Source organism: Microbacterium sp. ZW T6_19 (assembly GCF_044987465.1).
Classification (GTDB): Bacteria; Actinomycetota; Actinomycetes; order Actinomycetales; family Microbacteriaceae; genus Microbacterium; species Microbacterium natoriense_A.
On sequence record NZ_JBJDRH010000016.1, the window covers coordinates 1 to 13,021 of the forward strand.

A 13,021-nucleotide genomic window follows, 5' to 3' on the forward strand; every position below is an offset into this window, starting at 1 on the left:
GTACCGCAGCGAGTGCGCTCAGCGCGGGCATGGCGCCGGCGCCCGCCGCCACCGCGAGGGGAGTCACCGCCGCGCTCACGGCCACCGTCCCGGTGAGCGCGCTCAGCACCCCGGTGGCACTGCCGACCACGGCGCCCTTCGCAGCCACGGAGCCTGCGGCCTCCACGAGGCCGAAACCCATGCCGGCGGTGGCCGCCGCGACGATGAAGAGCAGAGTGGCGTCGGCGCATGCTCCGGCCACGAGCGCGGCCGCCTGCAGTGCGCTGCCGACGATCAGAGTCGTGCGAGCGGGGCGCCGGAGCATCAGCGGGCCGGAGAGCAGGACGCCGACGAGCAGTCCTGCGAACAGAGCGGGGACGGCCGGGCTCAGGTCAGCCCCGATGCTCCGTTCCGCGGCGGGCAGGACCGCCGGGACGAACGACGCGGTGACGCCCAGGCTCGCGAACGCCGCGAACAGGCCGGTGAGGGCGTGACGGCGCGAGCTGCTCACGCGCCCGAGGCTCGCACGTGGTGCACGGCGGCGAAAGTGTCGCGCAGCGCCTCCATCGATCGGTCGTAGTTCGACTGCGCGACGCCGATGAAGATGCAGTCGACGACCATCAGCTGGGCGATGCGGCTGCCCAGGGCGCCGGACCGGAACCCGGTCTCCCTGGCTGCCGTGGTGAGCACGATGTCCGCCTGACCGGCGAGCGGAGCGCCGGCGTGGTTCGTGATCGCGATGGTCGTGGCGCCGGCGCGCCGTGCCAGCATGAGGAACTCGATCGTGTCGGTGGTCGCGCCGCTGTGCGAAACCGCGATGGCCACGTTCCCCGGCTGGAGGGTCGCAGCCGAGGTCCATGCCGCATGGTGATCCGACCACTCGAGCGCGGTCCTGCCGATCCGGGTCAGCTTGCGCTGCAGGTCGAGGCCCACGATCGAGCTCGCGCCCACGCCGAAGATGTCGACGCGGTTCGCGGCGGTGATGGCGTCGACGGATGCCCTCAGAGCCTCGGTGTCGAGGACCTTCGCCGTGTCGGCGAGTGACAGCGTCTCGGCGAGCGAGACCTTGGCGACGATGTCCGACAGGGTGTCGTTGCGATCGATGTCCCCCGAGACGTCGGGCAGCGCCGCAGTGTCGAACGTCTCGCGCTCGACGTCGCGGAGGACGTGGTTGCGAAGCTCGCGCACGTGGTCGTACCCCAGCCGCTTGCAGAAGCGGACGACCGAGGTCGTCGAGGTGCCGCATCGCTGCGCGAGTTCGGCCACCGAGTAGCCGGCGGTGGTGGCCGGATCGGCGAGGAACAGGTCGGCGATGCGCTGCTCGCTCGGGCGGAGCTCCGGGCGGATCGCGCGCATGCGGACGAGCACGGGGTGGGCGCCGGCGTCGTCGCGTGCGGCTTCGTAGGGCATGGGCAGTCTCCGATCGCTGATCACACAGTAGAGGAATTTTTGTTACATGAGAAGCGAACTTGGTGTACTTTTGGTGCACACCAAGACCGATGATGTTCGCGGGGCGACAACGGCGATGTGCCGACCCGACGCCGAAGCGATGCATCCCCAAGCCTGGAGGAATCAGCAATGAGCACAGCACGGCGGGCGTCGTTCGGCGCCCTCACAGCGACAGGGGTCGCCCTGGCCCTCGTCATCACCGGTTGTTCGGCGCCGTCGAAGCCCGCGCCGTCGGAGGGCGCAGCCGCCGGCGGCGACATCGTCATCGGTGTCACCAGCGACCCCGACACCCTGTTCCCCTGGAAGGCCACGCAGTTCCAGGCGGTGAACGTCCTGCAGAACATCTACGGCACCCTCACCGAGTTCGACGAGGACCTCAACGTCGTCCCCGGTCTCGCCGAGTCGTGGGATGTGTCTGAGGACGGACTCACCGTGACCTTCCACCTCCGTGACGGTGTCACCTTCGCCGACGGCAGCACCTTCGGCTCCGAAGACGTGAAGTACTCGCTCGACGCGATCGCCGCGGAGGCGACCGCCGCGGTCGCACGCAGCTCGCTCGCATCCGTAGCCGGCGTCGAGGCGACCGACGAGAAGACCGTCACGGTCACGCTGAAGACTCCGGATGCCGCGCTGCCCGCGAACCTGGCCGTGATCAACATGGCCATGCTCTCGTCGGACGACACCGAGGAAGGGCTCAACACCACGCCGAACGGCACCGGCCCGTTCGTGATGGAAGACCGCACGCCCAGCCAGTCGCTCACCCTTGCGAAGAACGACGACTACTGGGGAGACGCCGCCCTCCTGGACACGGTCGAGTTCCGGGTGATCCCGGACGAGTCCTCGATCGTCTCGGCCATGCAGTCCGGCAACGTCCAGCTCGCCGTGTTCGACGACCCGCTCGTCGCGCAGACCGCCGAGGGCGCCAACGTGACGGTGGCGACGACCCCGCAGCTGAGCTACCACGCGCTCCAGCTCAACGCCACGCACGGCGACCTCGCCGACGTGAACGTGCGTCTCGCGATCCAGTGCGCGATCGACCGTCAGGAGGTGCTCGACACCGCTGCTCTCGGTGAAGGCGAGGTCACCGGCCCGATCACGTCGCCCGCATACAAGTCCGATCCCGACGCCCGTCCGTGCCCTGAGCGCGACCTCGACAAGGCAGCCGACTACCTCGACAAGGCGGGCAAGTCCGACGGCGTGACCATCAAGGCCATCGTCTCGCAGGGCGAGTACGCGACGTCGGTCAACGAGGCGCAGAACCTCAAGGCGCAGCTAGCCGACGCCAAGATCACGCTCGAGCTCGAGGTGCTCGAGTCGGGCGCGTTCGTCGACCGTTGGATCGCCGCCGACTTCGACGCCGCCGTCGCCCTGAACGGCGGACGCCCCGATCCCGACGGCATGTACGGCCGATACTTCACCAGCACCGGAAACCTGAACAAGGTCGCCGGCTACTCCTCGCCCGAGCTCGACGCCCTGTTCGCTGAAGGACGTCAGACGGCCGACCCGGAGAAGCGCAAGGAGATCTACGCGCAGGTGTCGGAGAACCTCGAGGACAACGCGGCGTGGATCTGGCTGTTCACCAGCTACACCTACACCGCCGCGGCGTCGAACGTCGACGGCTTCGTCCCCATGGCGAACGGCTCGCTGCAGTACCTGCGGACGACCTCCATCAAGTAAGCAGCGCGACGCGGCGGTGCGGGCCAGTCCCGCCCGCACCGCCGCCCCGACGACAGGCATCCTCCCGCCCATGTTCAGACAGCTCCTCCGCAACAGCGTGCTGCGCCGCATCCTCGCAGCCCTCGGCACGCTCCTCGGCGTCGCCGTGTTCGTCTTCCTGATGCTGCGCGCCATCCCCGGCGACCAGATCAGCTCCGGCCTCGGCACGGAGGCCGCGGCCCTGACGCCGGCTCAGCGCGCCGCCCTCGAGGCGTACTACGGCCTCGATCAGCCGCTCTTCGTGCAGTTCTTCTCATGGCTCGGCAACATCTTCACCGGCAACCTCGGCTTCTCCTCCCGTGCGCAGACCAGCGTGCTCGACCTCACCGCGGCGGCGCTGCCCGTCACGTTCGAGCTCGCGATCTTCTCCATCGTCATCGCCCTCCTGATCGGCATCCCGCTCGGAATGCTCTCAGCGTCCAAGCCCGACTCGATCAGAGACGGCGCCGGCCAGATCGTGGGCCTCGCGGGCCTGTCGATTCCGGCCTTCCTGCTCGGGACCGCGCTGCTCGCGGTGCTCGCCTCGTCGTTCGGGTTCAATCCCAACGGCCAGGGATTCGCGCACTTCTTCCAGGACCCCGTCCTCAACCTGCAGCAGATGCTGCTGCCCTCCATCGTCCTCGGCTTCGGGATCGCCGCCCCCATCATGCGCACCACGCGCACGGCCGTGCTCGAGATCCGCGCCAACGACTTCATCCGCACCGCACGCGCCAAGGGCGTGCCGCCGCGCCGGCTGCAGTTGCGCCACGTGCTCGGCAACGCCCTGGTTCCGATCGTCACGATGACGGGTCTGCAGTTCGGCTATCTGCTGGGCGGGGCCGTCGTCGTCGAGCAGATCTTCTCCCTCCCGGGCATCGGACGCCAGGTCCTGCTCGGCATCCAGCAGAAGGAGTATGCGCTGGTGCAGAGCACCGTGCTCGTCATCGCGCTCGCCTTCGTCATCGTCAACCTGCTCACCGACCTGCTCTACCGGGTCATCGATCCCCGGGTGCGTGCCGCATGACCGACATCTCGCAGACCCCGACTCTCGCCCCCGGCGGCGGCAGGACCATCGAGCGTGTGCGGCTGCTGCTGCGCAGCCGGAGCGGGCTCGCCGGGCTCGTCATCGTCGTGCTGCTCGCCGCGCTCAGCCTCGTCTCCGCTTTCGGGATGCTGCCGTTCGACCCGCTTGCGCAGGATCCGCCGTCACGGATGCAGGCTCCGAACGGCGCGCACTGGTTCGGCACCGATCAGTTCGGTCGCGACGTCTTCGCCCGCGTCGCGGCAGGCGTCGCGAACTCCGCCCTCATCTCCGTGGTCGCCGTCGCCTTCGCGACCGTCGTCGGCACGGTGTGCGGCCTCGTCGCCGGGTTCTACCGGGGCGTCTCCGACGGCGCCATCACCGCGGTGACGAACGTGCTGTTCGCCTTCCCGCCGCTGCTGCTCGCGCTGTCCCTGGCCTCTGTGTTCGACCGCAACTGGTTCACGATCGCGGTGGCCATCGCGATCGTCTACGTGCCGATCTTCATCCGCGTTACCCGTGGACCGGTGCTCTCGCTGCGCGAGGTCGAGTACGTCAAGGCCGCCAAGAGCACCGGCCAGAGCCGCATGGCGACGATGTTCCGCCACGTGCTGCCCAACATCACGTCGATCATCATCGTGCAGGTCACGCTGTCGCTGTCCTGGGCGGTGCTCACCGAGGCGTCGCTCAGTTTCCTCGGTCTCGGAACGCCGCCGCCCGCGCCGTCACTGGGGTCGATGATCTTCGAAGCCCGCACGCTCGTGACCATCGCCCCGTGGACCATGATCGCCCCCGGCGTCGTGGTCGTGCTGCTCGTGGTGGGACTCAACCTGCTGGGCGACGGCCTGCGCGACAGTCTCGATCCGCGCAACAGGGGAAGGCGATGACCGTGGAGAATCTGAGCACACTGGTGACCGAAGCCAGCGATCCGCGGTACGCGGATCTCGACCGCATGAGCGTGGCCGAGCTCGCGCAGACCATGAACGACGCTGATGCGACCGTGCCCGCAGCTGTCGGGCGCGCCCTGCCGCAGATCGTGCCGGCGATCGAGGCCGCGGCCGAGCGAATGTCGCGTGGCGGGCGCCTCATCTACGTGGGAGCCGGCACGCCGGGCCGGATCGGCGTTCTCGACGCCTCGGAATGCCCTCCGACCTTCAGCACCCCACCTGAGCTCGTGTTCGCCATCATGGCGGGCGGTACCGGCGCGATCGTGAATCCGGTGGAGGGCGCGGAGGACGACGCGGATGCCGGCGCCGCCGCCGTCGACCAGGCGGCGATCGGTCCGCTCGACACCGTGATCGGGATCGCTTCCAGCGGGCGTACGCCCTTCGTGGTCGCCGCGGTGCGCCGAGCCCGCGAGCGCGGGGCACTGACCGTCGGGCTGTCGTGCAATGTCGCAACCGAGCTCAGCGCCGCCGCCGATCACGGCATCGAGGTCGAGGTCGGGCCCGAGGTGCTCACCGGCTCGACCCGTCTGAAGTCGGGCACCGCGCAGAAGCTCGTGCTCAACATGTTCTCGACCATCGTCATGGTGCGCCAGGGCAAGGTCTACGGCAACCTCATGGTCGATGTGAAGGCCACCAACCACAAGCTGCGCGAGCGCGCGATCCGGATGGTGCGGACGATCGCCGATGTCGAGCGCGAGGAGGCGGTCCACGCGCTCGACGAGGCGGGGTACGACGTCAAGGTCGCTGCCATCATGCTCCGCCGCGGCGAAGACCTCGCCGCGGCGACCGCACGACTCACGTCAGCCGAGGGTCGGCTGCGCACCGCACTGGAGGAGGACTGATGCGCGTTCTCGGGCTCATCTCGGGCACATCGCACGACGGGATCGACGCGGCAGTCGTCGACTTCATCGAAGAAGACGGACAGCTCACCGGCGCGGTGCTCGCCGCGACCAGCGTGCCCTACGCCCCCGCGCTGCGGGCGCGGCTGATCGCTGCGCTCCCACCTGCGCAGACCACGCTCGCCGAGGTCTGCGAGCTCGACACGCTCATCGGCCAGGCGTTCGCCGAGGTCGCGGTCGAGGTCGCCACACGGGCCGGCGGCGTGGATGCGGTGTGCTCGCACGGCCAGACCGTCTATCACTGGGTCGACGGCGCGCACGCACTCGGGACCCTGCAGATCGGCCAGCCGGCGTGGATCGCCGAACGGGTCGGCGCGCCGGTCGTCTCAGACATCCGCATCCGCGACATCACGGCGGGCGGCCACGGCGCGCCGCTCGTGTCGTTCCTCGACGAGCTGCTGCTGCGCTCCCATGCGGGCACCGCGGCGGCCCTCAACCTCGGCGGCATCTCGAACATGACGGTGGTCGGGCCCGACGGCCTCATCGCCTACGACATCGGCCCCGCCAACGCGCTGGTCGACGCCGTGATCGTCGAGCACGAGCTCAACCCGCTCGGCTATGACGACGACGCCGGCATCGCCCGCACGGGGGCGGTCGACGAGCCTCTGCTCGAGACTCTCCTCGCCGACCCGTACTACGCGCTCACCCCGCCGAAGAGCACGGGCAAGGAGCACTTCCACCTGGGCTACGTGCACGAGCACCTCGCCGCACAGGGACGGGAGATCCCGGTCGCAGATCTCGTGCGCACGCTGACCGAGCTGACGGTGCGCACCGTCGCCCGTGACGTGCGCGCAGCCGGCATCGGCTTCCTCGCGGTGTCCGGGGGCGGATGCCGCAACCCCCTCATCCTCGACGGTCTTCGAGCGGCGCTCCCCGGCACCGAGGTCGTTCTGGCCGACGAGCTGGGCGCGCCCGCCGACAGCAAGGAGGCGATCCTGCTCGCGCTGATCGGCTGGTGCACGCTGCACGGCGTGCCGGCGATCGTCCCCGGGGGCACGGGAGCACGCGAGCCGCGCATCCTCGGCGCCATCACGCCGGGCGTCGGGCCCCTTGTGCTGCCGGCGCCCATGGGCGGCATCGCGGCTCTGACCCTGACGGCGGCATCGGCATCATGACCATCGAGGTGCGCCGCGCGACCCCGGACGACCTGTCCGGGGTGCTCGGCGTGTTCCTCGGATGCTGGCGCGAGAGCTATCGTGGCATCCTCCCGGATGCGGCGATCGAGGCGATGACCGACGAGCGTGCGCGGGCGCTGTGGGCGAGAGTGCTCGCGGACGACGAGGGCGAGGTGCACGTCGCGGAGCGCGAAGGGACGATTCTGGGGCTCACCCGCTTCGCCTGCACGGCGGACCGGGGCGCCGTGCACTCGCTGTACGTGTCGCCGCAGGCGCACGGCGGCGGTGTCGGCCGTCTGCTGCTGACTTCTGCTGTCGAGGCCCTGGTGGCCGCCGGTGCTCGGTCTGCCGTGCTGTGGGTGTTCGCGGCCAACGCTCCTTCGATCGGGTTCTACGAGGCGCAGGGGTGGAGCGCCGACGGCGCCACCAGAACGCAGCCCGAGTTCGGGGAGCCGGAGCAGCGGATGCGCAGGGAGCTGCCATGAGCGTGGTCGACCGTCTGCGCGTGCTGCGCGTGTCGTCTCCGCTCGTGCGCCCGTTCGTGACGAACGTGCGCCGCGTCGACGCGCTCGACGTCGTGCTGATCGAGGCGACCGATTCCGACGGGCGCCGTGGGTGGGGAGAGGCAGCGATCAGCTGGCGGGTCACCGGGGAGAGCCCCGAGAGCGTCGCGGCCGTCGTGGCCGGTCCGTTCGCCGATGTCGTGCTCGGCGCCGGCGTAGAAGATGCCGACCGTCGTCTCGCCGGGGCGGCGTGGGGGAACGCGGCGGCTCGCAGCGCGATGGAATGCGCGCTCGTGGACCTCGCGGCGCAGGCGCGAGGGATCCCGCTGTCCGTCGCGCTGGCCGAGGACGCGTACCCTGCCCCGTCATCCGCGTCGCCCATCCGCATCCGGACCGACATGACGCTGTCTGCCGGCCTGCCCGACGATCTCGCCGCGCAGGCGGCAGCGCACGTCGCGGCCGGATTCCGCTGCCTCAAGACGAAGGTCTCGGCCGACACCGACGCGCTCGCAGGGCTTCGCGCGGTCCGCGCCGCGGTGGGCGAGGGGATCGCTCTGCGCGTCGACGCGAATCAGGCGTGGGATGCGGCGACGGCGATCGCCGTCATCGGCTCTTGCGAGGACGCCGGCCTCGGGCTCGATCTCGTCGAGCAGCCGGTGCCGGCAGGCGACCTCGACGGTCTCGCTCGTGTCGTCGCGGCCGTCGAGACACCGATCATGGCCGACGAATCCGTGCGGACCGCGGCCGATGTGCGCGCCATCGCCGAACGGGGTGCGGCACACATCGTCAACATCAAGCTCGCTAAGACCGGAGGCCCAGCAGAGGCGAGACGCGCGGCGCTCACCGCACGCGAGCACGGACTCGACGTCGTCTTCGGCTGCATGATGGAGTCCGCCGTGGGCGTGACCGCGGCAGCTCACCTCGCGGCCGCGCTCTCCCCCGAAGGGATCCACGATCTCGACGCCGCGCTCTGGCTGCGGCGCTCTCCGGTCGTCGGCGGCATCCGCTCCGCCGCAGATCAGCTCGTGCTCGGCGACGTCGTGGGGATCGGCGTCGCCGGGCTCGACTCCGACGTCGACGCCGATGTGCTCGTCGACATCCGCGCGGGGGTGCGCGGATGAGCGCCGCAGATGCCGTCGAGGTCGTTCTCGCACACCCGTCGGCTCCCCTCGGCGCAGTCGCCGGGATCGCCTCCGCGCACGAGAACTCCGTGTCAGCGGGCGGATCGGCCTCGCTCGACGGCAGGACCGTGACGACCGAGACGGCGTTCGACCTGGCCTCGGTGACCAAGGTCGCGGCGACGACGACGATGATCCTTCGCCTCGTCGCCCAGGGCGCCCTCGCCCTCGATGACACGGTGGCGCGTGTTCTGCCCGGCACCTCGTGCGCGCCCGAGACCACGATGCGCGACCTCTTGCAGCACCGGGCCGGGCTGTGGGAATGGCAGCCGCTCTATCTGTTCGACGATGCTGCGTCTTCGACGATCGACGCGCTCCCTCTGAGATACCCGCCAGGGTGCGAGCGCCACTACTCCGACCTCGGCTTCATGCTGCTGGGCCGCATCGTCGCCCGGGTCGTGGGCACCTCGCTCGACACCGCCTTCGAGTCGCTGGTCGCGAAGCCCCTGGGTCTCAGCCGCACGGGCTTCGGGCCTGCGGTCGGACCCGTCGCAGCCAGCGCCCTCGGAGACGCCGCGGAACGCCGGATGGTCGAGACCGGGAAGCCCTATCCGGTGCTGACGCCGCGCCGCGACTTCCCCTGGCGCGAGCATGAGATCGTCGGCGTCGTCGATGACGGCAACTGCGCACACGCGCTCGACGGTGTCGCCGGCCACGCCGGGCTGTTCTCGACCGTCGGGGACCTGCTCGCGCTGGGCTCCGCCCTCGCTCGTCCGCACGAGCATCCGGAGCTCTGGTCGGTCGAGTCCATTGCGGAGTTCTTCCGTGACGGCCCCGACCCGGGGCAGGCGCTGGGCTGGCGCAGCGCCCGCGTGCACGTCGACGGTCGGCCAGAGCGGATGCTGTGGCATCCGGGCTTCACGGGGTGCGCCTTCGGCGTCATTCCCGGCGCCGGCGCGTCGATCGTGTTGCTCACCAACCGCCTCTTCGCCGCCGACCCCGTGACGACCGAGGTCCTGTGGCGTGAGGCCCTCCCTGAGATCCTCGGCCCGCAGGGCCGCCCCGACGAAGGAACGAGAACACCATGACCACCGATCCCGTCCTGAGCATCAGCGACCTCGCCGTCGCCTTCCGCACCGGCGGAGAGCTCGTCACCGCGATCAGCGACATCAGCATCGACGTCGCCGCGGGTGAGACGGTCGCGATCGTCGGCGAATCCGGATCCGGCAAGTCGACCACCGCAGCGGCGGTCAACCGACTGCTGCCGGAGAACGGCGTGATCACGGCGGGTCGCATCCGCTTCGACGGTCGCGAGCTCACTGAGCTCGGCGAGAACGCGATGGTGTCCCTGCGCGGTGCGGGGATCGGCCTCGTCCCGCAGGATCCGATGTCGAACCTGAACCCGCTGATGCGCGTCGGGGCGCAGATCGGCGAGGCTCTCGAGGTGCACGGGCGCACCTCTGGGGCGAAGACGGCGGAGCGGGTCGTCGAGTTGCTCGAGATGGTGGGCATCTCCGACGCCGCGAACCGCGCCCGCCAGTACCCGCACGAGTTCTCCGGAGGCATGCGTCAGCGCGTGCTGATCGCGATGGGGCTCGCCTGCCGCCCGAAGCTCCTGATCGCGGATGAGCCCACCTCCGCCCTCGACGTCACAGTGCAGCGTCGGATCCTCGACCAGCTCGACGAGCTGACCGGCGAACTCGGCACCGCCGTGTTCCTGATCACGCACGATCTCGCGCTCGCCGCGGAGCGCGCCGACCGGATCGTCGTGATGTTCCGCGGCAGGATCGTCGAAGAGGGGACCTCGGAGGAGGTGCTCGGCAATCCCCGGCACGAGTACACGAAGCAGCTCATCGCCGCAGCTCCCAGCCTCGCGTCGCGACGCGATCAGCGCGACCGACCGGAGCGGCACGACGCGACGCCGTTCGTCGAGGTGCGGGATCTGCGCAAGGAGTTCGCGCTGCGGTCGCCCAAGGCGGGAGAGCCCCAGACGTTCACCGCGGTCGACGGCGTGAGCTTCACGATCGCACGTGGGACGACCGTCTCGATCGTCGGGGAGTCAGGATCGGGCAAGTCCACCACGGCGAACATGGTGCTCGGTCTCGAGGATGCCACTTCGGGGTCGATCCTGTTCGACGGCGTCGACCTCACCGGCCTTCGCCGTCGGGAGCTGTTCGCCCTGCGCCGCAGAGTGCAGCCCGTGTTCCAGAACCCGTACGCATCGCTCGACCCGCGCTACACCGTCGCGGAGTCTATCGCCGAGCCCTTGCGGGTGCACCGCGTCGGCACGGCGGAGAGCCGGCGCGCACGCGTGCGTGAGCTCCTCGAACAGGTCGCACTGCCCGCCGCCATGGCTGAGCGGCTGCCGCACGAGCTGTCGGGCGGTCAGCGTCAGCGGGTCGCGATCGCTCGGGCCCTCGCGCTGGAGCCGGAGCTGGTCGTGCTCGACGAGGCCGTCTCGGCGCTGGACGTGCTGGTGCAGGCTCAGATTCTCGAGCTCCTGGGCGAGCTGCAGTCGCGTCTCGGGCTGAGCTATCTGTTCATCAGCCACGACCTCGCGGTCGTGCGGATGATCTCCGACGAGGTGCACGTGATGCAGCGCGGAGTCATCGTCGAGAGCGGCACGCCGGAGCGGCTCTTCGACGACCCGCAGCACCCCTACACGCGCGAGCTGCTCGCCGCGATCCCGGGGGCGTCGCTGGCGTCATGACCTCAGGGGCGTCGGTCGTCGTCGTCCCAGGGGCCTTCCCACCAGCCGGCGCGACCGTCGGACTCGTCTCCGCGGCCGCGACGGCGTGAGCCCGCGAATCGCGCGATCATCACGATGAGCGAGGTCACGAGGCTCAGCGTGACGACGAGGAACAGCAGGTCGTTCTGACTCATGGGCGTCTGTTCTCCGCCGCATCCGCCACGATCTTCTCGATGCGCGCCGCGCGGGTCTCCGCCCGCTTGGCCATGGCGATGTGCGTGAGGCCGAGCTTCTTGACCGACTTCGGGAACGCGTCCCAGTTCGCACGGGCTGCCGGCACCGCGTCGAGGGCTGCCGTGAACTCGGGCGGTTCGATCCCGGCCTCCGGGCCGTCGAGCACCTCCCAGGCTCCGTTGGCCTTGGCGACGTCGAGCGCACGGATGCCGGCCGGCGCCAGCAGCCCCGCGGCCTCGAGCTCGGCGATGCGCGCCTTGTTGGTCGCGGCCCAGCCGCTCGACGGGCGCCGAGGAGAGAACCACTGCCCGACCGTCTGATCGTCGAAGGTGCGCACAGGGCCGTCGATCCAGCCGAAGCAGAGCGCGTGGCGCACGGCGTCTTCATAGCCGACGCCGACGTTCGTGTTGCCGCGCACGCTCAGCAGCCACACACCCGCGGTGCGTGCGTGGTTCTCGTCGAGCCAGGCGCGCCAGGCCGCGGCATCCGCTGCCCGCACCCGCTCACCCTCATCGAGAACGCCCACTCGTCACTTCTTCGTCTTGACCGTCGGGATGGTCTCGGTGATGCGGGGAAGCAGATCGGCGACCGACTGCACGATCTCGTCGGGGCGGAACGGGTACTTCTCGATCTCGGCCTGATCGCTGATGCCCGTGAGTACGAGCACCGTGTGCAGGCCCGCTTCGATTCCGGCGACGACATCGGTGTCCATGCGGTCGCCGATCATGCCGGTGCGCTTGGAGTGCGCGCCGATCTTGTTCAGGGCCGAGCGGAACATCATCGGGTTGGGCTTGCCGACGACGTACGGCTCCTTGCCGGTGGCCTTCGTGATGAGCGCGGCGATCGCGCCGGTCGCGGGGAGCGGTCCGTCGGCGCTCGGGCCGGTGGCGTCGGGGTTCGTGACGATGAAACGCGCGCCGTCGTTGATGAGCCTGATCGCCTTGGTGATCGCCTCGAACGAGTAGTTGCGCGTCTCGCCGACGACCACGAAGTCGGGGTTCGTCTCGGTCATGATGAACCCGGCGTCGTGCAGGGCGGTGAGGATTCCGGCCTCGCCGATCACGAACGCCGAGCCGCCGGGCAGCTGCTGCTTCAGGAAGTCGGCGGTCGCGAGCGCCGAAGTCCAGATGCGGTCCTCCGGCACGTGCAGTCCGCTCGTGCGCAGGCGCGCGGAGAGGTCGCGGGCGGTGAAGATCGAGTTGTTCGTGAGCACCAGGTAGGGGATGCCGGAGCTCTCCCAGCCGGCGAGCAGTTCGGACGCCCCGGGGATGGCGTCGTTCTCATGGACGAGCACGCCGTCCATGTCGGTGAGCCAGCATTCGATGTCGTCGCGTTGTGCCATGTGCACAGCCTAGAGGGCGAGGATGACGCG

13 protein-coding genes and 1 pseudogene are annotated in these 13,021 nt (G+C 70.0%); 9 read left to right on the top strand and 5 right to left on the bottom strand.

What is annotated here, in order from left to right; all coding sequences use genetic code 11:
• Both ACI3KT_RS17565 and ACI3KT_RS17570 read right to left on the bottom strand, forming a co-directional pair.
• Positions 1-589 (bottom strand): annotated as a pseudogene (locus ACI3KT_RS17565) (hypothetical protein); the annotation flags it as partial.
• Positions 487-1,389, bottom strand: coding sequence for a MurR/RpiR family transcriptional regulator (locus ACI3KT_RS17570; RefSeq protein WP_292905061.1), 903 nt, complete (start codon positions 1,387-1,389; stop codon positions 487-489). The gene ACI3KT_RS17570 and the pseudogene ACI3KT_RS17565, both read right to left, overlap by 103 nt.
• Positions 1,390-1,557: 168 nt before the next feature.
• Here ACI3KT_RS17570 and ACI3KT_RS17575 point away from each other — a divergent pair, with 168 nt between their 5' ends.
• The 9 genes from ACI3KT_RS17575 (at position 1,558) to ACI3KT_RS17615 (ending at position 11,436) form a co-directional block, all read left to right on the top strand.
• On the top strand, positions 1,558-3,105 hold the full coding sequence (locus tag ACI3KT_RS17575; protein WP_292905062.1) for an ABC transporter substrate-binding protein: 1,548 nt from the start codon (positions 1,558-1,560) through the stop codon (positions 3,103-3,105).
• Positions 3,106-3,175: 70 nt separating this feature from the next.
• Positions 3,176-4,147, top strand: a complete 972-nt coding sequence (locus ACI3KT_RS17580) for an ABC transporter permease (RefSeq protein WP_292905063.1) — start codon at positions 3,176-3,178, stop codon at positions 4,145-4,147.
• The gene (locus ACI3KT_RS17585) at positions 4,144-5,031 is read left to right on the top strand and encodes an ABC transporter permease (protein ID WP_307292341.1); all 888 of its coding nucleotides are present in this window, start codon (positions 4,144-4,146) and stop codon (positions 5,029-5,031) included. The genes ACI3KT_RS17580 and ACI3KT_RS17585 overlap by 4 nt, the downstream gene beginning before the upstream one ends.
• The gene (murQ, locus tag ACI3KT_RS17590) at positions 5,028-5,933 is read left to right on the top strand and encodes an N-acetylmuramic acid 6-phosphate etherase (protein WP_307292340.1); all 906 of its coding nucleotides are present in this window, start codon (positions 5,028-5,030) and stop codon (positions 5,931-5,933) included. Before ACI3KT_RS17585 ends, murQ begins: the two co-directional genes overlap by 4 nt.
• Positions 5,933-7,105 carry an anhydro-N-acetylmuramic acid kinase gene (locus tag ACI3KT_RS17595; protein ID WP_404905745.1) on the top strand — a complete coding sequence of 391 codons (1,173 nt, stop codon included), beginning with the start codon at positions 5,933-5,935 and terminating at the stop codon, positions 7,103-7,105. The genes murQ and ACI3KT_RS17595 overlap by 1 nt, the downstream gene beginning before the upstream one ends.
• Positions 7,102-7,590 carry a GNAT family N-acetyltransferase gene (locus ACI3KT_RS17600; protein WP_292905070.1) on the top strand — a complete coding sequence of 163 codons (489 nt, stop codon included), beginning with the start codon at positions 7,102-7,104 and terminating at the stop codon, positions 7,588-7,590. Before ACI3KT_RS17595 ends, ACI3KT_RS17600 begins: the two co-directional genes overlap by 4 nt.
• Positions 7,587-8,729: a mandelate racemase/muconate lactonizing enzyme family protein gene (locus ACI3KT_RS17605; protein ID WP_404905746.1), complete on the top strand. Its 1,143-nt coding sequence runs from the start codon at positions 7,587-7,589 to the stop codon at positions 8,727-8,729. Before ACI3KT_RS17600 ends, ACI3KT_RS17605 begins: the two co-directional genes overlap by 4 nt.
• The gene (locus ACI3KT_RS17610) at positions 8,726-9,814 is read left to right on the top strand and encodes a serine hydrolase domain-containing protein (RefSeq protein ID WP_404905747.1); all 1,089 of its coding nucleotides are present in this window, start codon (positions 8,726-8,728) and stop codon (positions 9,812-9,814) included. The genes ACI3KT_RS17605 and ACI3KT_RS17610 overlap by 4 nt, the downstream gene beginning before the upstream one ends.
• Positions 9,811-11,436: an ABC transporter ATP-binding protein gene (locus tag ACI3KT_RS17615; protein WP_404905748.1), complete on the top strand. Its 1,626-nt coding sequence runs from the start codon at positions 9,811-9,813 to the stop codon at positions 11,434-11,436. Before ACI3KT_RS17610 ends, ACI3KT_RS17615 begins: the two co-directional genes overlap by 4 nt.
• Positions 11,437-11,438: 2 nt before the next feature.
• Here ACI3KT_RS17615 and ACI3KT_RS17620 read toward each other — a convergent pair whose 3' ends face one another.
• From ACI3KT_RS17620 to ACI3KT_RS17630, 3 genes are read right to left on the bottom strand one after another with little or no spacing between them, the layout of a single operon-like run.
• Positions 11,439-11,609, bottom strand: a complete 171-nt coding sequence (locus ACI3KT_RS17620; RefSeq protein ID WP_404905749.1) for a hypothetical protein — start codon at positions 11,607-11,609, stop codon at positions 11,439-11,441.
• Positions 11,606-12,175, bottom strand: a complete 570-nt coding sequence (locus ACI3KT_RS17625; RefSeq protein ID WP_404905750.1) for a YdeI family protein — start codon at positions 12,173-12,175, stop codon at positions 11,606-11,608. Before ACI3KT_RS17625 ends, ACI3KT_RS17620 begins: the two co-directional genes overlap by 4 nt.
• Positions 12,176-12,178: 3 nt before the next feature.
• Positions 12,179-12,991, bottom strand: a complete 813-nt coding sequence (locus ACI3KT_RS17630; protein WP_045257075.1) for an HAD-IIA family hydrolase — start codon at positions 12,989-12,991, stop codon at positions 12,179-12,181.
• Between the last annotated feature and the right edge of the window lie 30 nt (positions 12,992-13,021).